Annotated in this window: 16 protein-coding genes and 1 tRNA gene; 5 read left to right on the top strand and 12 right to left on the bottom strand. The window is 67.2% G+C overall.

Features of this window, described 5'->3' with window-relative positions; all coding sequences use genetic code 11:
- Position 1 precedes the first annotated feature (1 nt).
- From NUW50_RS09820 to NUW50_RS09800, 5 genes are all read right to left on the bottom strand, one after another.
- Positions 2–454, bottom strand: a complete 453-nt coding sequence (locus NUW50_RS09820; protein WP_258288922.1) for a GFA family protein — start codon at positions 452–454, stop codon at positions 2–4.
- Complete coding sequence (locus tag NUW50_RS09815) at positions 451–873, bottom strand: GFA family protein (RefSeq protein ID WP_258288921.1); 423 nt, start codon at positions 871–873, stop codon at positions 451–453. Before NUW50_RS09815 ends, NUW50_RS09820 begins: the two co-directional genes overlap by 4 nt.
- Positions 874–1,004: 131 nt before the next feature.
- Positions 1,005–2,438 carry an NAD(P)-dependent oxidoreductase gene (locus NUW50_RS09810; RefSeq protein WP_258288920.1) on the bottom strand — a complete coding sequence of 478 codons (1,434 nt, stop codon included), beginning with the start codon at positions 2,436–2,438 and terminating at the stop codon, positions 1,005–1,007.
- Positions 2,439–2,630: 192 nt separating this feature from the next.
- Positions 2,631–3,431 (bottom strand): undecaprenyl-diphosphate phosphatase, encoded by an 801-nt coding sequence (locus tag NUW50_RS09805; protein WP_258288919.1) that lies wholly within the window; start codon positions 3,429–3,431, stop codon positions 2,631–2,633.
- Between the two features lies 1 nt (position 3,432).
- Complete coding sequence (locus NUW50_RS09800; protein WP_258288918.1) at positions 3,433–4,419, bottom strand: complex I NDUFA9 subunit family protein; 987 nt, start codon at positions 4,417–4,419, stop codon at positions 3,433–3,435.
- A gap of 129 nt (positions 4,420–4,548) precedes the next feature.
- Here NUW50_RS09800 and NUW50_RS09795 point away from each other — a divergent pair.
- Positions 4,549–4,633, top strand: a tRNA-Leu gene (locus NUW50_RS09795).
- A gap of 454 nt (positions 4,634–5,087) precedes the next feature.
- Complete coding sequence (locus tag NUW50_RS09790) at positions 5,088–6,623, top strand: oligosaccharide flippase family protein (RefSeq protein WP_258288917.1); 1,536 nt, start codon at positions 5,088–5,090, stop codon at positions 6,621–6,623.
- Here NUW50_RS09790 and NUW50_RS09785 read toward each other — a convergent pair.
- Together NUW50_RS09785 and NUW50_RS09780 are read right to left on the bottom strand one after the other, a co-directional pair.
- Entirely contained in the window at positions 6,579–8,057 is a 1,479-nt protein-coding gene (locus NUW50_RS09785) for a hypothetical protein (protein ID WP_258288916.1), read from the bottom strand. The two genes, NUW50_RS09790 and NUW50_RS09785, sit on opposite strands and share 45 nt — an antisense overlap.
- A gap of 40 nt (positions 8,058–8,097) precedes the next feature.
- Complete coding sequence (locus NUW50_RS09780) at positions 8,098–8,934, bottom strand: class I SAM-dependent methyltransferase (protein ID WP_258288915.1); 837 nt, start codon at positions 8,932–8,934, stop codon at positions 8,098–8,100.
- Between the two features lie 111 nt (positions 8,935–9,045).
- On the opposite strand from NUW50_RS09780, the gene NUW50_RS09775 reads away from it, so the two are divergent.
- Positions 9,046–9,312 carry a spike base protein, RCAP_Rcc01079 family gene (locus tag NUW50_RS09775; protein ID WP_258288914.1) on the top strand — a complete coding sequence of 89 codons (267 nt, stop codon included), beginning with the start codon at positions 9,046–9,048 and terminating at the stop codon, positions 9,310–9,312.
- Positions 9,303–10,316, top strand: a complete 1,014-nt coding sequence (locus tag NUW50_RS09770; RefSeq protein ID WP_258288913.1) for a hypothetical protein — start codon at positions 9,303–9,305, stop codon at positions 10,314–10,316. Before NUW50_RS09775 ends, NUW50_RS09770 begins: the two co-directional genes overlap by 10 nt.
- Before the next feature lie 52 nt (positions 10,317–10,368).
- On the opposite strand, the gene NUW50_RS09765 is transcribed toward NUW50_RS09770, so the two are convergent.
- From NUW50_RS09765 to NUW50_RS21440, 4 genes are read right to left on the bottom strand one after another with little or no spacing between them, the layout of a single operon-like run.
- On the bottom strand, positions 10,369–11,493 hold the full coding sequence (locus NUW50_RS09765; protein ID WP_258288912.1) for a glycosyltransferase: 1,125 nt from the start codon (positions 11,491–11,493) through the stop codon (positions 10,369–10,371).
- Positions 11,490–12,248: a hypothetical protein gene (locus NUW50_RS09760; protein WP_258288911.1), complete on the bottom strand. Its 759-nt coding sequence runs from the start codon at positions 12,246–12,248 to the stop codon at positions 11,490–11,492. Before NUW50_RS09760 ends, NUW50_RS09765 begins: the two co-directional genes overlap by 4 nt.
- A complete protein-coding gene (locus tag NUW50_RS09755; protein ID WP_258288910.1) occupies positions 12,245–13,225 on the bottom strand; it encodes a hypothetical protein in 981 nt (326 codons plus the stop codon). Before NUW50_RS09755 ends, NUW50_RS09760 begins: the two co-directional genes overlap by 4 nt.
- Positions 13,222–14,331: a glycosyltransferase family 4 protein gene (locus NUW50_RS21440; protein ID WP_258288909.1), complete on the bottom strand. Its 1,110-nt coding sequence runs from the start codon at positions 14,329–14,331 to the stop codon at positions 13,222–13,224. Before NUW50_RS21440 ends, NUW50_RS09755 begins: the two co-directional genes overlap by 4 nt.
- 749 nt (positions 14,332–15,080) lie before the next feature.
- On the opposite strand from NUW50_RS21440, the gene NUW50_RS09745 reads away from it, so the two are divergent.
- Entirely contained in the window at positions 15,081–16,358 is a 1,278-nt protein-coding gene (locus NUW50_RS09745) for a WcaI family glycosyltransferase (RefSeq protein ID WP_258288908.1), read from the top strand.
- A gap of 96 nt (positions 16,359–16,454) precedes the next feature.
- Here the strand turns inward: NUW50_RS09745 and NUW50_RS09740 are convergent, their stop codons facing one another.
- On the bottom strand, positions 16,455–17,507 hold the full coding sequence (locus NUW50_RS09740) for an ABC transporter ATP-binding protein (RefSeq protein WP_258288907.1): 1,053 nt from the start codon (positions 17,505–17,507) through the stop codon (positions 16,455–16,457).
- Positions 17,508–17,511: the final 4 nt, after the last annotated feature.

Genomic DNA, 17,511 nt, shown 5'->3' with positions numbered 1-17,511 from the left:
GTCAGGCTCCTTCCGGGTTGCTGGCCTGGTTGCCGGCATAGAGTGCCGTCACTTCCGCCTCGGTCAGTCGCGGATGCTCGCCCGCCAGGGCATAGCTCTCCGGTTTCGTGTCGATGAATATCTCGCGCTGCAACGGCAGGCCGCTGGTGTCGTCCAGCAAGCCGATCGGCACCTCGTAGCTGCCGCCGCCGTCCTTCTTCGGGTCATAGCGATACCACAGCGGCGATCCGCAGGTGCCGCAATGGCTTCGGGTCGCCCAGCTGGAGGAAACATAGGTGACGACATTCTCCGCCCCATCGATCCGCATCGCCGCGGCCGGGACCGTGACCCCGAACAGGGCCGAGCCGGTCCAGCGCTGGCAGGTCCGGCAATGGCAGACCCCGAAGTTCCCGATCTCGGCGGCGCTGAAGCGCACTGCGCCGCACAGACATTGACCCGTTCGCGGCGCACTCATGCCGATCCCTCCACATGGTTGTGTCCGGCCTCATGCTCTGCCGCGGGCACGCGCGGGTGATCGCCGCGGAACGCCATGCAGGCAAAGGCCCTGTCGGTATAGATCTCGCGCAGCAGCGGCAGTTCGGCGGCGGCATCGAAGAGACCCGGCATCAGGTCATAGTCTCCGTCGTCGTCGCGGATCCACAGATGCGTTCCGCAGCGCCCGCAAAAGGCCCGCTCGGCGAAATGCGAGGAACGATAGACCTGCACCGGCCCGGTCGCGGTGACATCGGCGGCGGGGGCTTCGAGGCAGAGCGTCGCGCCGCCGGACCAGCGCCGGCACATCGCGCAGTGACAGGCCGAAACGCCCCCGGCATGGGAGGTCAGCCGAAGATCGACCGCCTTGCAGAGGCAATGCCCCGTCATCATCTCGTTCATGCCTCCCTGCCCGCCCCGGGCGTCGATGGGACCGGCGTCAGGGTTTTGTTAACCAAGACAGGCGTCCCCAAGGGTTCTTGTTTCAATTCAATTGCTTGACCCCGCGTCCCCATGGGGACGCGGGGAAAATCTCACTCGGCGGCCACCGAAGCCGCGCTTTCGATGTAATCCAGCACCGCCTCGGCCGCCTCGCGCCCGTCGCGGATCGCCCAGACCACCAGCGAGGCCCCGCGCTGGATGTCGCCGCAGGCATAGACACCGGGAATGCTGGTGGCATGACTGCGGAAATCGGCCTTCACCGTGCCCCAGCGCGTGACCTCCAGTTCCGGCACGCCCCAGAGTTCCGGCAGCGGCTCGGGCTCGAAGCCCAGCGCCTTGATCACCAGTTCCGCGGGCTCGACGTAATCGGCGCCCTCGATCACCTCCGGCATCTGTCGTCCGGAACTGTCCGGCGCGCCCAGCCGCATCTTCTGCACGATGACGCCTTCCACCGGATCGCCGCTGAATCCCTTCGGCGAGGCGAGCCAGACGAACTCGACCCCCTCCTCCTCGGCATTCGTCACCTCGCGCATGCTGCCCGGCATGTTCGCCCGGTCGCGGCGGTAGAGACATTTCACCGATGTCGCGCCCTGCCGCACCGCGGTCCGCACGCAGTCCATCGCCGTGTCGCCCCCGCCGATCACCACGACGCGCTTGCCCTCTGCGTTCAGCTCGCCCGAGTCAAAGGCCTCGACCTCGTCGCCAAAGCCCTTGCGGTTGCTGGCGGTCAGATAGTCGAGCGCCTTGACGATCCCCGTCGCCCCCGCGCCCGGCCCCATCAGATCGCGGCTCTTGTAGACGCCGGTGGCGATCAGCACCGCGTCATGGGTGCCGCGGATCGCGTCGAAGGACAGATCCTCGCCGACATTGCAGTTCATGACCAGGGTCACCCCGGCCTGTTCCAGCTGATCGACCCGGCGCAGGACCACGTCCTTCTCGAGCTTGAAGCTGGGGATGCCATAGGTCATCAGCCCGCCGGCGCGGTCATAGCGGTCGTAGACCGTGACCTGCAGACCGGCGCGGCGCAGCATGTCCGCCGCCGCCAGCCCGCCCGGACCGGCGCCGATGATGCCGACGCTTTCCGACCTCTCCACCGCCGGGCGCCGCGGCTGCACCCAGCCTTCGCCCCAGGCGGTGTCGGTGATGTATTTCTCCACCGCGCCGATGGTCACAGTGCCGTGCCCGGCCTGTTCGATCACGCAGTTGCCTTCACAGAGCCTGTCCTGCGGGCAGATGCGGCCGCAGATTTCGGGGAAGGTGTTGGTCTCCTGCGCCAGTTCCCAGGCCTCTTTCACCCGGCCTTCGGCGGTCAGCCGCAACCAGTCGGGGATGTTGTTGTGCAGCGGGCAATGCGACTGGCAATAGGGCACGCCGCACTGGCTGCAGCGGCTGGCCTGCTCGGCCGCCTTGGCGGCGGCGAACTCGGCATAGATCTCGTCGAAATCCTCACGGCGCTTGGTCGCATCGCGTTTCTCGGGCATGTCCCGGGAAACCGTCACGAACTTCAGCATGCGTTGTTGCGCCATGGGTCCTGCTCCTTGCGGTATGCGGGCCGAAGGTCAGATCCACGGGCCGCCTGCGCCTAATAGAAGAAGCCCGGAGAAAAATAAAGTAAGAACTGCTGTCCTAATATCGAATATCCGACGCGGGAAACCTTCGATTGCCGCCTCGGCGCGGCAAATATACGTCAGCGATACTTACTTATAGATAATTTTCCGTTAGAAACCAACGGCAAGCGCCGCCATGGCCGCGAGGCCGATCACGATCCGCCACCAGCCGAAAACCGCGTAGCCATTGCGCGACACGAACTCCAGAAGCCGCCGCACCACCAGAATCGCCGCGACAAAGGCCATGGCGAAGCCGATGACGATCAGCCAGATGTCCGAGAAATCCAGCACGTCCCGATTCTTGTAGAGATCATAGGCGAAGGCGCCGGCCATGGTCGGCATCGACAGGAAGAAGCTGAACTCGGCCGCGGCCCGCTTGGAAGCGCCCATCAGCAGCGAGCCGACGATCGTCGCACCGCTGCGCGACACGCCGGGGATCATCGCCAGACATTGCACGCAGCCGATCGCCAGCGACATGCCGAGCGGGAAGCCCATCGCGTCGTCATGGCGCACCGTCACCTTCAGCCGGTCGACGAACAGCAGAATCACCCCGCCCAGCACCAGCATCACCGCGATCAGCATCGGGGTCTCGAACAGCACGGTCTTGATGAAGTCATGCGCCAGCACGCCGATCACCACCGCCGGCAGGAAGGCGATCAGCACCGAGAGGATGAAACGCCGCGCCGCCGGATCATGAGGGGCGGCGGCAAAGACCGTCACCAGCCGGGTGAAATAGACCAGCACGATCGCCACGATGGCGCCCAGCTGGATCACCACCTCGAAGGTCTTGCCGGCGCTTTCGAAGCCCAGGAAATGGCCGGCCAGCAGCAGATGGCCGGTGGAAGACACCGGGATGAACTCGGTCAGCCCCTCGATCAACCCGAGGGCTGCCGCAACCAGTGTATCGTTCAACTCAGGTCTTCCTCAGCCGCTTGGCCGAGTCCTTGATCGCATCGAACTGACCGGAGGGCCGGTAGGGCCAGAGATAATCGGGCAGGACCGCGTCCATGTCGGTCGGGTGCAGGCCCAGCTCGGCAAAACCGCGGGCGTCCGGCGCGACGACATTGTCGCTGCGCAGCTGCCGGACCTGGTCGCGGGTCAGGATGGTGTTGCGGACCTGGCGCAGGGTCAGGGCCGATCCGAAGTCCAGCAGGCCGGCGACCAGCCCGCCCAGCCAGAACGGCAGATTGACGATCAGGCGCCGGCGATGGATCGTCGCCAGCATCCGCTGCATCAGCGCCCGCAGCGATTCGGCATCGGGACCACCAAGTTCGTAGATCCCCGGCGCGGCCTGACCATCGGCCGCCAGAACCGCCGCGGCAGCCACATCATCGACATAGACCGGCTGGAACAGGCTGTTGCCACCGACCAGGGCCAGCACCGGGCCGAATCGGGTCATCGTGGCGAAACGGTTGAAGAACCCGTCCTCGGGCCCGAACATCACCGAAGGCCGCAGGATCACCGCATCGGGCATCTGCGCCAGAACCGCCGCCTCTCCGGCCGCCTTGCTCTGGAAATACTGCGACTCGCTCTCGGCATCGGCGCCCAGAGCCGAGACATGCACCAGCCGCGCCACCCCGGACGCGGCGGCGAGTCGGGCGATCCGCTCGGCCCCTTCGTGCTGCACCGCGTCGAAATTGTTGGCGCCCTTCTGGTCGAAGGTTCCGACGCAGTTGATGACCACATCGGCGCCGGCCAGTGCGGCCTGCACCGAAGCATCATCGCGAATGTTGCAGAATACCGGCTCGACCTGCCCGGGCGTGCCATAGGGCCGAACGAATCCGGCCAGGTTCGGATGCCGCACGGCAACGCGAACCCGCCAGCCCTCCTTGGCCAGCCGCCGCGTGACATAGCGCCCGAGAAAGCCCGATCCGCCGTAAATCGTGGCGAGTTTCGACATCCGCGTCTCTCCATATGGTCTTGCCCTTCCCTGTAGCCCTCTCGCGCCGACACGACAAGTCGCAGGACAGGTGGATTCTCCCGTTGACACCCCAGAATCAGCCGGATATTCACCGCCTCCACGACACCTGCCCAGGTGGCGGAATTGGTAGACGCGCACGGTTCAGGTCCGTGTGCCGCAAGGCGTGGAGGTTCGAGTCCTCTCCTGGGCACCAGATTTCAGCGAAAAACCCCGTGATCCCGATGGATCGCGGGGTTTTTGGTTGATTCACCCCTCCTTCGCATCTCCCTTTCGGCGCACGGCCGGAAAAGCGAGCCGCCAAGGGTCCAGATCGGTGCCGGGCGAATGGCGCCGCGAGTGGCTTTGTCACGCGGATTCGGCGTGGTCTCTGGCAAGCCTCTCAATCGGCGACCGGTGGCACCCGGGTGTCGGCGAGGCGTTCCTTCCGTGGCTGCAGGGCAACCGGGATGCAGGTTGCCGACCCGGAGGACTTCCGTCACGGCCCGCGTTGACCTTGCGGCATCGAATCCGCTTGCAGAGATCGTCCCGGCGGGGGGAAGCTGTCCGCATCTCGGCAGGTCATGCCCTGAGCGCATGGCCTGGAGGCGACCGGATCCCTGGGGGCGTCTGCCTCGGGTCCGGTCCGGACAACCGGGGGCTGGAGCAGGATGAACGCACTTTCCGCCGCGCTTTCGGTGGTCACAACCTCGATCCTCAGCCTGGCGGTGCGCCTGATCTCGCTGGCGATCCTGGCGCGGCTGCTGGCGCCCGAGCAATTCGGGGTCGTGGCCATGGCGCTGACCATTCAGGCGCTGGTTTCACTGGTTGCTCAACTCGACATGCGCGATGCCTTGATCCAGTCCGAAACCGTATCGCGGGCGCAACTGCGGCTGGCATGGCGGGCGATGGGGGCGATGGCCCTGACCTCCTACCTGCTAACCGCTGCGCTGGCCGGGCGGATCGAGGCCTGGACGGGCGTCGCGGGGCTGGCGCCCGTCCTGCTCGTGACGGGGCTGAACCTGTTTCTCGACCTCTTCCTGGTGCCGGTCGAGGCGATGCTGATCCGGGCCGGCCGGGTCAGCGTCGTCGGGACGAGCAACATCATCGGCTACATGATCGGCTTCACCGGCTTCGGGGTGACCGCGACGCTTCTGCGGCCGGGCGCCTTCTCGCTTGCCTTTGCCTATGTGGCCCTGGCTGCGGTCAAGCTGTTCTATTCCGCCTTCCGGCTTGCCCGGTTGCCCGCCGACGCAAGGCGCGGTGCCCCGGTTCCGGCCGGCAGCAGGGCCGGGATGCTCCGCCATCTTCTGAGATTCGCGCTTTTCGGCACCGCGAACCGGTTCTTCACGACCTCGACGAAACAGGTCGACAACCTGGTCGTCGGCTCGGTTCTGGGAGGACACGCCCTGGGGTTCTATTCGCGGGCCTACGCCCTGTCGGCGACGCCGATGGACACATTGCTGGGCCTGACCATCCGCTCGGTGATCTTTCCCTCCCTAGCCCGCATGCGCGATGATCCGGCGCGGTTTCGGCAGGCCGTGCGGAACGCCAATGCCGCGGGGACATTGCTGTCCTTCCCGATCGGGCTTGTCTTCTGCGTGCTGGCGCCGGAACTGATCCGGGTGTTCCTCGGCCCGGGCTGGGAGGAGTCGATCATCCCGTTTCAGTGCCTGTCCCTGGCGCTTGGTCTGGGCTTCGGGCCGCGGCTGGCATCGGCGGTGGGCCGGGCGCTCGGCCGCCAGAAGCTGCTGTTCTGGATGAACCTCGTGATGACGATGGCACTGGTGCTCCTGGTCTGGCTCGGCGCGCGGTGGTCGGGGATCGTCGGGGCATCCATCGGGGTGCTGGCGGCCACTCTGCTGCAATGGCTGGCGGCGCTTGGGCTGATGGCATGGATGTCGGGGGGGCAGGTCCTGGCCCTGATCCTGGCCATGGCGCGGCCGGCGCTGTTGAGCCTGGGCATGGCCGCGGGGCTTTTCCTTGCCGCCAGCGCCCTGCGGGTGGATCCGGGGCTGCCCCTCGTCACCCTGATCTGTGGCGCGCTCGTGGCCGGGGCAATCGGGTTGGGAACCATGCTGGCCTTTCCCGGCCGGGTGCTGGGCGCCTGGGAGCGAGACATGGTCGCGCAAATCCTTGCCAGGCTCCTGCCCGGCAGCGGATTACGGCGCCGCATTCTTGGCCGGTTGCGGATGGATGGACCGTGAGCCGGACACCGGAAGGGCGGCCATGCCCGGCGCCGGCGGATCATATGGCGCCCGGCTGAAAATGCGTGACAGCAGGCGCGTGCCCCAGAGCAACAGCATCGTCCATGCCACCGGCCGCACCGCGAAGGCAAACCCGTAGCGGGGCAGTTCGGCAAAGACGGCCACACCGACAAGGAACAGGACGACCGAGTCGTGATCCTCTGGGAAACGCTCGGCGCGGTATCGCAGCCAGCCCCACAAGCGCCCGAGCAGGAAGGCGCCGAACAGGACGAACCAGATCCCGAGGTCGATGTAGAGATCGCTGACGATCGAAGTGCCGACACCATAGGACGCATTGGCCCCGAGCAGGGCGCGGGTGAGGATGGCGGAACTGCTGCTGCGCATCGGGTCGTCGCCGAATATCGGCCCCCGGATCTTCGGCACCACGCCGGCCAGCGCGATGGCGAAGAGGCGGCCGTCGGTGTGATCGACGACGGCCGGGACATAGCCGAATCCGGCGCGCACGACGGCCGTGGTGTTGCCGAGGCTGCTCCTTGCCAGCGACTCGTTGTTCGCGGGATCGACGATCGCGGCGACGACGGCGCCGAGCGAGCGCCCCTCGATCCGCCGGGCCTTTTCGAAACCGTCGTAGATGGTCAATGCCAGGAAGGTCAGCAAGGCCAGTGCCCCCAGCCTGACCCGTAGGAAGAACAGGCCGAGACCGGAGAAGATCACCGTCAGGATCAGGAACAGGGAGTTCCGGTCGCCGATCATCATCAGTGCCAGCGCCCAGACCGCGCCGGCCGCCATGCCGAGCCTGCTCGCCACAGGGACCCGCCCGCGGTGCAGCCCGAACAAGCCCGAGGCGAAGGCGGCCATCGACAGCAGCGTGGCCAACTGGAAGACGTGATTCAGCAGGCCGTCTTCCACCTGGGCCTGGCGGTTGTAGTTCGACTGCAGCCAGCCGGCTCCGCCCAGCGTAAAGAACCCTCCGATCGCGGCCACTTCCAGCAGCAACAGGACAACGGGGAACAGTCCGGGGATGTCGCGTGCCAGCTGGCCCATGGGCAGCCGCGACCGGAACCGGCTGACCGTCCCCATCGTGAAGCCGACCAGCAGCACCATGCTCGCGATCAGGGCCTTGTTGCTCATGTCCCTGTAATTGACGACGAACTTGGATTGCGTGTCGATCTCTACCGCACCGAGGATCACCAGCAGATAGGGATGCAGCAGCAGGAAGAAGCTGAAGACAAGAAACAGAACCTCGCCGTGGAATTGGGTCGGATGTCCGGCCTGCAGTGTCACCGGGTGCCGGACCGCGCGCAGGAACAGCAGGGCGAAGAGCAGGAGCGCGAGGATCGCCAGAGAGGGGCTGAACCCCTCGGGCACGGCCTGAAACCCCAAGGAAAGCGCAATGCCGAGCAAGAAGAGTGCAAACAGCCCGAATAAAGCCATTAGGACTTGTCCTATCTGGCGGAATTAAACCCTTTTCCAATTAGCGGATTGGAACCGGGTCCTGTCCACCCCCATTATCGTTGACCAATTGCGGTTCCGAATTGGAACGGGCGGGGCCTGCCGGGATGCCGGCGGAAGGGCCCCGCTTCTGCATGAAGACCATGAGCATGCTGCCAAGGGCCTGCGGCAGGAATTTCAGCGCCACGCTCGCCAATCGCCAGGCCAGCACCGAGCGGCCGAAATAGGCCGGTTCGGCATTCCAGACATAGCTGCCGTCGAGCCAGTCCCGGCGAGGGAAGTGGCTCCGCAGGGCCGATCTCGTGTTCAGCCGGTAGAGTGTCGGGAACACGTCCTCGGCCTTGCGGTCGGGTTGCGCCCTGCGCAGCACCCGGGAATGCAGCCTTTCGGGGATGATCCGGGAGCCAAGTGCGATATAGCCCCATTTGTTCGGCGTGCGGGCGCAGAACCAGCCGCCCGGCCTGAGCACGCGATGAACCTCGGACACGAAGGCACCCGGGTCGGCAACATGTTCCAGCACGAAGTCGCACAGGATCAGGTCGATGCTGGCTTCGTCGAGATCCAGGCGTCCGTCATCGCCCATCAGGAACGCCCGATCGAGCGAGGGATTTGTCAGCACCACCGGGTCCGGATCGCATCCGATCACCTCGGCACAATGCCCCCGCAGCTGCCGCAGGGCCTTGCGGAACGGCAGCTTGTCGCCGTGGAATGCCTGGCCACGACCGGCCCCGAGGTCCAGCACCGTGAAGCCGGGTTCCAGCAGCGCCCTGATCCGGGTGAAGAACTGGATCGTGCCATCGACCCTCGTGAATCCGCCGGCCAGTGTTTCCGGATAGACCGTGCTTTTCGGATCGGCCATCGGCATCACTCCGTCGCAATGCGTTCAGACAGGGAAGCCTGCGCGCGCTGGCCTAACCGCTCTTTCACCACCGCATGGTCACAGTGCGCCGGTTTCTTCAGAGGAGTGACCATGACTGACAGATTCAGGAACAGCTCGGTCGGCATCGATGGCCCGAGTATCGGAGGCTTCGAGATCATCCCCAACGATACCGTCGATCTTGCGGTGCCGGTCCGCGCCGTGACGATCGGGACCTCGGGCGGCGTGGTCCGATACACCCATGCGCGCACGGGGGAGGTCTGCACCACCGGGCCCTTGCCGGTCGGGCAGCATTCGATCTGGGCAATCCGGATCTGGGAGACCGGCACCACGGCAACCGGACTGACGGGGTGGCGATGATGCTGGGGATCGGCGGCGTCGGCCTGAGCGGGATGGGCGGCGTCGTGCCGCTCGCCCTCCTTGCGATCGACGGGCAGCTGCCGGCCGCCGTGCTCGATTTCGCGTCCGGCTTCCACACCATCCCCTGGGTGCTGACCAGGGCCAGTGCCGCCAGCTATGTCGATGCAGCCGACAACGTGCGGACGGTCGCCGCGAATGTGGCGCGCTACACGCAGACCGCCGCAGCGCGGGCGCTGTTGCTCGAGGACGGGGCGACGCGGCTCATCGGGGGCGCGGCCCCGGTCTCCGGGCAGTCGGTGACAGTGACCGCGCAGACCTACACGCTCAGCTTTCATGGCACGGGCACGGTGACACTCTCCGGGGCCTATTCCGCCTCGGTCGTCGGCACCGGCGCAACGCTGCGCAGGATCGTCAGTTTCACGCCGGCGACGGGGACACTGACGGCGACACCCGCCGGCGACGTCCGGATGATGCAGCTCGAGACCGGCGGCATGGCCACGTCCTACATCCCGGGTGACGACGGCGCCGCCAGTCGTGCCGCCGATCTCGTGGCACCGATCCCGGTCTCCGGACTCGGGATCGGAGCCGGCTATACCCTGGCGGTGCGCGGCCAGATCGATGTGGCGGCCGGCTATGATCGTCTCGTGCAGCTGGACGCGGACGCGGATGCCTCGCGGCAGAATGTCCGCTGGCATCCGGGGCACGGGATTGTCCAGGCCCAGATCTACGATGGCGGGGCATTGCAGGCCGAGTTCTCCGAATCCGGCGGGCCGGGGACCGGGGCGCCCTTCGCCCTTGCCATGAGCGTCGGACCGAACCACTTCCAGGCCGCGCGAAACGGGGTTTCCGGGGCGCTGGACAGCACCGTGTCCTTCCAGAGCCCGACGCGGCTGCGCCTGGCCGAGGGCTATTCGGGGAACAAGCCAAAGCGGCTGCTCCTGTCCAGCGTGCTGCTCTATCCGTCGCTGATGACCGCGGCGCAACTGGAGCGGCTGACGACCTGAGCACCCCGGACCGGCGCCGCGGCCCGCCGGCTCTTCGGGGCGGCTGGCAATGTCACGCATCGGTCAACACCTTCTCATAGGCGCGGGCCAGTTCCTCGGGACCATGCCGGGCGCGGACATGGGCAATCCGCAGCGCGGGGTCGCCCGGATCCTCCAGAACCCGGGCAATGGCCCGGGCCAGGGCCGGGGCGTCACCGACCGGCACCAGCGGACCGAGTTCCGGCGAGGCAAGCACCTCGCGCGGGCCGCTCGGGCAGTCGCAGGCAACGACCGGGGTTCCGGTGGCCATCGCTTCGATCAGCGCGTTCGGGCTGCCCTCCCATCGGGACGAGAGCACGAAGACATCGGCACGTGCCATGAAGCGATAGGGGTTCTCCTGAAACCCGGGCAAATCGAAATCCGCCCCAAGACCGGCCGCCGCCGCCCGGTCTCTCAACGCCTGTTCCAACGGACCCTGCCCGAGAATGACCAGCCGGACCGGCCCATGCGTCCGCAGTGCCGCGACCGCGTCGATCAGGGTCTCGAACCCCTTTTGCGGCACCAGCCGCCCGACTCCGAGGATCACCGGGCAGTGTCGGTCGCGGACGAACCATGGATGGTCGAGCGGCGCGCGGCCCCGGGATTCGACCAGCTGCTGATCGACCGCATTGGGGATCAGCGGCAGGCCTTTCGGATCGATCCCGAGCATCGTTGCCAGGTCATCGCGCGCGGCGGTGCTGAGCGTGACATAGCCCGAGGCGGCGCGGTAGAGCCAGGGCATGAACGCGGCCCAGAGGCGGCCCGAGCCGCGGGATTTCTCGGCAACGATCCGGTTCGGCTCCCGGATCACCAGGGGTTGACGGAACAGGCCGAGACGGCACGCCAGGCCCATGACCCGGCTCATCCGGGTCTGACCCGACAGGAATACCGCCGCGGGATGGCGAAGGGCATAGCGCCGGATCCCCAGCAACTGCCGCGGCAGTGTCCCTCCGATCACATGCAGGATGACCCCGGAAGGCACATCGTCGAGATAGGAGCCCGAGCTGCTGAAAACGAGCAGGTCGATGGTCCAGCCGCGCTTCACGAGAGACGACACCAGGGTCACCAGGGCGCGTTGCGCCCCGCCGTGGCCCAGGCTGGTGAGGCAGACGGCAAGGCGGCGCGGCGCCTGCGCGGGTCTCGGGGACGACCGGTTCATGGCCGGTGCCCCGCCGCGTCGATCGCAACCGACCGGCTGCGGAGCCGGGCATGGATGTCCCGGGCCCGGGCAAGGTCGTCGGCGTGTTGCGTCTCGAGTTTCGATTTCATCTCCTGGAGCGCCCGGGTCCGGGCGGCCCTGGCCGCGGCGCTCAGGTGCGGCCCGTAGTTGAGCAGTTTCGCGGTGCCGCGCCGTTCGGAGATGCGGGCGATTTCGGCAAAGGCCCGTTCCGCAATCGTGGCGTCGTCGAGACCGGCAGAGGAAAAGCTGCGGCCGCTGCGCGCCGAAAGCGCGGCCAGCACGGCGGTGAAATGCGATGTCGTCACCGGAAAATCGGAAATGACCAGCTGCTCGGCGATCGGCAAGCAGGCGCGGTTGAAATTGATCCACGACTTCAACTCGCGCCGCAACCCGGTGTCCCTGGGGCGGCGCAGCACGGCGGATGCCACCGCATCACATGGATCACGGATCAGGAGCAGCGCCGGAGTCCCGATGCGGACCGCATGGAGCAGTTGCGCCGCGACATGGCGGTGATGGGCGATCTCGATGTCGCCCTGGGTCAGCATCAGAGCCGCCTCGGCAAAGCTGTTGCCCGAACGCTGGTAGCCTTCGCAGACAACCACGGTGGACGCGCTGACCATGCCCTGGGTGGCGCCGCGCAACCGGCAGATCGCCCGCCACAGCCTCGGCCGGCCCGCCACCGCTTCGCGCAAGGCGGCGCGCAATGCGCCCCGGAAGGGATCGGCGGCAGTCATGCGCGACGGGTCCCGCTGCCGGCGGGTTTCGCGGACGGAACGCCTTGCGCCAGCCGCGCGGCCGGGTGGATGCCGGGCCGGCCCCGACAGTCGCGGTCATGATCGCCGGCGGCGCTTGCCGTCGTCCGGATCGCATCTTCGCAATACCCAAAACTCCGGGCCCAGCCGCGCAACCGACGGCGCAGCCGCTCATCCGCATCGCCGGGAAGGAAATCGGGCCAGCTGCGTTTCCCGCGCGAGGCATATTTGTCGCCGGCGGCATCGCGCGCCGTGGAGGGGACAAGCTTTTCCAACGCATAGGTGGACAGAACCGCGTTCAGGACCGGCTGGGGAACCGTCAGGCCGAGGCCGGTGAACAGGTCCTGCCAGACCCTGTCCCCGCAGGGCCCTGTCAGGGCCTCGAACCGGACGATCCTGACCCGGTCCGCGCGCCTTGCCCAACTGTCCAGGATGGGTCCGAACTCGGCGGCGAAGGCGTCCGCGCAATAGAGGAAAGCCTCGGCATCGCCCATCCCGGCCATGGCGGCGCGATGCCGGCAGACGCCGGGCGAAGCGGGATGGGTGAAGCGGGTGGAATGGTACCACGAGACCAGCATGGACCGGGGGTCGCGTACCACGAAGAAGGGTTCCAGCGGGTGCTCGGCCAGCGCGTCGATCTCTTCGGCCGTGCCATAGGCCGCGAGCACAACGGACCGATCTGCCTTTCTGTAGACCGCCGCGGCCCCGTCGTCCGCGCGAATCTGCGAGAACAGGAACGGCAGGCAGCCGGTATGGCGGTAGATGCGGGGGTCCGAGATGATCAGCCGGACCCATTGGCTGGCGGTCTTCCAGGCACAGGCATGCACGATCCGCTTCGGTGCGGACAGCTGCCCATGGGTGGGCAGCCATCGGAAGGCGAAGCGCCGGATGGCGTATTCGCTCTGCAGCGAGACATGCGGGCGGAGGATGTCACGGAGTCGTCGAATCGTGCTGGTCATGTTGCCGCGTTCCGAACCGGGTCCGTGGCAGAAAAGACCCGCAGAAACTCTTCGTAGTGTCTTCTGGCGCCAAGGATTTCCGCCCGCACCCGGCGCAGGCTGGCGGCGCGGCGGGCCGTCAGGGCCACGCGGTTGGCCGCCACGTCGCGCAGCGCCTCAAGCCAGGCCGACACATTCGCCTCGTCGTCGCGGGCCATGCAGGTGCCGCCCAGTCGCGCGAGATCCTCGCGGATGCAGCCGCGGTCGGGCGCGATCACATGGACCCCGGCGCAGATCGCCTCCAGCACCACGTTCGGCTGCGCCTCGTAGCGGTAGCGGGTCGGAAACACGAAGATGTCGATCTCGCGGAAAAAAGACAGCCTGTCCGGGCCATGCACCGGGCCGCGCCAGTCCAGCGAGATGCCCGGTTCGGCCAGCGCGGCGCGGATGATCGCTTCTTCGACGGGTCCGAAGGCCGGCCCGGCCAGCACGAAATCGAGTGCCAGCCCTTCGGATGCCGACCGGCGGGCGAGATCGAGAAACACGTCCAGCCCCTTGGTCAGCATCAGGTTCGACAACAGCCCGACGCGCAGCCGTGGCCCCGGACGCCGCCGCGGCATGGCGCGCAGGTCACGAAAGAAGGCAAGCGACTGCGCCAGGTTGTGGTTGATCTCGAAACGGCGGCGGGGCTGGTAGAGCGTGAAGAATTTCCGCGCCATGCCTTCGGAGAGGAAAACATGGCGTCCGCGCGGCCCAAGCGCCCGGTTGACGAAGACCATCAGCCGATTGCGGCGGTCAACATAGGCGAAAGTGCGATGCTGCAGCACCAGCTCGTAGCCCAGGGCGCGGCCCAGGGCGGTGCTGACGCAGGTAAAGATCAGCCCGCGCCAGCCATCGGCGACGAGATAGAGCGTGCGCGGCGACCGGCCGGCACAGGCGATCAGCCGCGCCCAGGCACGCAGGTGTTTGCAGGTCTTGCGCAGATGGCCCGGAAGCCCGCCTCGCAGACGCCCGCTCGAGATCGAGCAGACCACCAGCCGCACCCCCGGACAGGCGATGATGTCGGCAGTGATCGCGGCCAGGTTCTTTGACTGGCCATTGACCGGTGGGGGAAGCTCGCCGATCACCACGACGGTTCTGGTCGGCGCGGAGGACTCCCGTCCGGATTGTGCCCGGGCCGCCCGTGGCTGCACGGACTCCGGGCGACTGCCTGATCCGGCATCGCCACAGGACTCCGTCCGCATCGCTCCGGTTCCCATCTCCATTGCGCAGCCCCAACACTCCGGCCGGCATTGACGCCGGACCACAATTGGCCCGGTTCAACCCATAACACCGGGAATTGTTCTGTCCATGTTTTATCGAGGCAGGCGGAAATGCAATATCCCAAGTTTGTTAATCTTTATTAACAAAACCTCCGCCTTCAATTGTGCCAAGAGGCGGAGAAGCCGGCTTAATTCGACGGTCTCGTGTTAACTCGTCATTAAGCAAATCCATCTATTTCGGGAAAACAGAAACAATTTCTCGCGCCCGATGTCGATCTGCCACACATCCCAACCCACGCGTCTGCCTTCGGGGGCATCGGCCCGGGAGTTCCTGACCGGCGGATTGCCGGGATGCGGCCCAGCGGCTCCGGACAGTGGCGGCTGACGATGAAAGGGGGGCGCGACATTCCTGGTCCGGGGGCGATCCTTTGGATCGCGGGGCCGATCTGTGGCCGGGCCGTGCAGATCACCGCCGGCGACAGCACCACCGCCGCCGTACCAGTCCGCGCCCTGCCACCTTGCCGTCATCGCGGGGCAAGGCGGCCCGCGGGTGCCGCGACCCCGGCGACAGGGCATGCGACCTTACGTGGCGCTCCCGGAACGGGGGCGCAACGATGCGCCTGCTGATCCTCGGCATCAACTATGCGCCCGAGATCATCTCGACGGCAGTCTATACCACCGGTCTGGCCGAGGATATGGCGCGGCGTGGCGATGAAGTCGCCGTGGTCACGGCGGTGCCCTACTATCCGGCCTGGAAGGTCGCCAGCGGATGGCGCCAGCGGTGGCGGCGGGAACGGCGCGAAGGGGTGACCGTCACGCATTGTCCGCTCTATGTGCCGGCCCGGCCCACCGGCGCCCGGCGTATCCTGCACCATGCCAGCTTCGCCCTCACGGCGCTGCCGGTGATGCTCTGGTCCGCCTTGCGGCGGCGTCCGGACCTGGTTCTGGTCATCGCGCCCTCGCTGGTCGCCGCCCCGGTCGGCTGGCTCGCCGCGCGCCTGACCGGTGCGCGGGCATGGCTGCACATCCAGGATTTCGAGGTCGAGGCCGCCTTCGCCACCGGTCTGCTGGCGGAATCGAGCCGGGTCGGCCGCGCCGCCGTCGCCTTCGAGCGTTGGCTGCTGCGCCGTTTCGACCGGATCAGCACCATTTCCGGGCCCATGCTGAAGAAGCTGTGCCAGAAGCAGGTGCCCGAGGCGCGCGTCTTCGAACTGCGGAACTGGGCCAACCTTGCCGCCGTCCGGCCGCTCGACGGCCCCTCGCCGCTGCGGAAGGCCCTTGGCATCGACCGCCGCCATGTCGTGCTCTATTCCGGGAACCTCGCCAACAAGCAGGGGCTCGAGATCATTCCCGAGGTGGCGCGGCGGCTTGCCCATCGCGACGATCTGGCCATTGCGGTCTGCGGGGACGGGCCGATGTGCGAAAGGCTGCTCCGGTCAGCACGGGGCCTTCCGGCGCTCCGCTGCTTCCCGTTGCAGCCGCCGGAAAAGCTTTCGGATCTCCTCGGCATGGCCGATATCCACCTGCTTCCGCAGATCGGCGGCGCGGCCGATCTGGTGTTGCCCTCCAAGCTGACCAACATGCTGGCCTCGGGCCGGCCGGTGATTGCGACGGCGCGGCCCGATACCGCCCTGGGGCGCGAGGTCGAGGGCTGCGGATGCCTCACGCCGCCGGGGGATGCCGGCGCCTTGGCCGCGGCAATCGAGGCGCTGCTGGACGACCCTGCCGAGCGCGCGCGTCTGGGAGCCGCCGCCCGCGCCCGGGCCATCGAGCGCTGGAACGGAGAGGTCATCCTGGACCGCCTGCACCGAGAGTTCCTGCGGATGCTCGCGGTGCCCGATCCCTCGGGCCTGCCGCATGCGGTCGAACTGGCCGAGGAAGAGCATCGGTGAAACGGGCGACGGGCGGCACATCGGCCCTTTCTTCGGGGCCCGCCGATCAACGGCGCCCGGTTCCCGCCCCGCGCCACGGCCGCATCCGGAAAGGGCCTATCCGTCGCCGGGAATCAGCCGCCGGCCGCTGTCGGGGTCGAACAGATGCAGATGCGCGGGATCGGCGGACACGGTCAGCTGGTCGCCCGGAGACACCGCCACACGCTGGCGCAGCAGCAGGGTCACCTGCTGCCCGGCGATCCGGCCCAGCACCATGGTCTCGGACCCGGTGGGGTCGACGTTGTCGACATCCAGCGGCACGCCTTCGGGGTCCAGTACCAGATGCTCGGGGCGCACCCCCAACTGCACCGCCCGCCTGTCCGTCGGCGCGTCGCACCAGCGCCGGCCGGCAATATGCACCCCGCCGTCTGCCAGTTCCGCCGAAAGCAGGTTCATCGCGGGCGAGCCGACGAACCGGGCCACGAATGTGTCGGCGGGGGAATCGTAGATTTCCAGCGGCGGCCCCGCCTGGATCACATGGCCGTCCTTCATCACGACGATCTGGTCGGCCATTGTCATCGCCTCGATCTGGTCATGGGTGACATAGAGCGTCGTCACCTTCAGACGGGCGTGCAGCGCCTTCAGCTCGGCCCGCATCTGCACCCGCAACTGCGCGTCGAGGTTCGACAGTGGTTCGTCGAACAGGAACACCTGCGGTTGCCGCACGATGGCGCGGCCCATCGCCACCCGCTGCCGCTGCCCGCCCGACAACTGCTTGGGATAGCGGTCGAGATATTCGGTCAGGCCCAGAACCTCGGCCGCCTTTTCCACCGCTGCCCGCCGCTCGGCCTTGCTGTGGCCCAGCAGCCGCATCGAAAAGCCCATGTTCTCGGCCACGGTCATATGCGGGTAGAGCGCATAGTTCTGGAACACCATCGCGATGTCGCGGTGCTTGGGCTCGACCTCGTTGATCACCTTGCCGCCGATCGAGACGGTACCGCCGGAAATCTCCTCCAGCCCGGCGATCAACCGCAGGATGGTGGACTTGCCGCAACCCGAAGGACCGACCAGCGCCACGAAGGCGCCATCCGGCACGTCGATCGACACGCCATGGATGGTTTCGACCGGTCCGAAGGACTTTCTGAGATCGCGGATTTGCACGTTGGCCATGGGG

Origin of the sequence: Frigidibacter sp. ROC022, from assembly GCF_024723735.1 — a bacterium.
Classification (GTDB): Bacteria; Pseudomonadota; Alphaproteobacteria; order Rhodobacterales; family Rhodobacteraceae; genus SLM-1.
Note: the sequence above shows the minus strand (reverse complement) of the source record. Positions and strands in the feature narration are given on the sequence as shown.

Bases quoted from the DNA above. Each gene is read 5' to 3' on its own strand.
- NUW50_RS09820 (WP_258288922.1), bottom strand. From the start codon at position 454: ATGAGTGCGCCGCGAACGGGTCAATGTCTGTGCGGCGCAGTGCGCTTC.
- NUW50_RS09815 (WP_258288921.1), bottom strand. From the start codon at position 873: ATGAACGAGATGATGACGGGGCATTGCCTCTGCAAGGCGGTCGATCTT.
- NUW50_RS09810 (WP_258288920.1), bottom strand. From the start codon at position 2,438: ATGGCGCAACAACGCATGCTGAAGTTCGTGACGGTTTCCCGGGACATG.
- NUW50_RS09800 (WP_258288918.1), bottom strand. From the start codon at position 4,419: ATGTCGAAACTCGCCACGATTTACGGCGGATCGGGCTTTCTCGGGCGC.
- NUW50_RS09790 (WP_258288917.1), top strand. From the start codon at position 5,088: ATGAACGCACTTTCCGCCGCGCTTTCGGTGGTCACAACCTCGATCCTC.
- NUW50_RS09785 (WP_258288916.1), bottom strand. From the start codon at position 8,057: ATGGCTTTATTCGGGCTGTTTGCACTCTTCTTGCTCGGCATTGCGCTT.
- NUW50_RS09780 (WP_258288915.1), bottom strand. From the start codon at position 8,934: ATGGCCGATCCGAAAAGCACGGTCTATCCGGAAACACTGGCCGGCGGA.
- NUW50_RS09775 (WP_258288914.1), top strand. From the start codon at position 9,046: ATGACTGACAGATTCAGGAACAGCTCGGTCGGCATCGATGGCCCGAGT.
- NUW50_RS09765 (WP_258288912.1), bottom strand. From the start codon at position 11,493: ATGAACCGGTCGTCCCCGAGACCCGCGCAGGCGCCGCGCCGCCTTGCC.
- NUW50_RS09760 (WP_258288911.1), bottom strand. From the start codon at position 12,248: ATGACTGCCGCCGATCCCTTCCGGGGCGCATTGCGCGCCGCCTTGCGC.
- NUW50_RS09755 (WP_258288910.1), bottom strand. From the start codon at position 13,225: ATGACCAGCACGATTCGACGACTCCGTGACATCCTCCGCCCGCATGTC.
- NUW50_RS09745 (WP_258288908.1), top strand. From the start codon at position 15,081: ATGCGCCTGCTGATCCTCGGCATCAACTATGCGCCCGAGATCATCTCG.
- NUW50_RS09740 (WP_258288907.1), bottom strand. From the start codon at position 17,507: ATGGCCAACGTGCAAATCCGCGATCTCAGAAAGTCCTTCGGACCGGTC.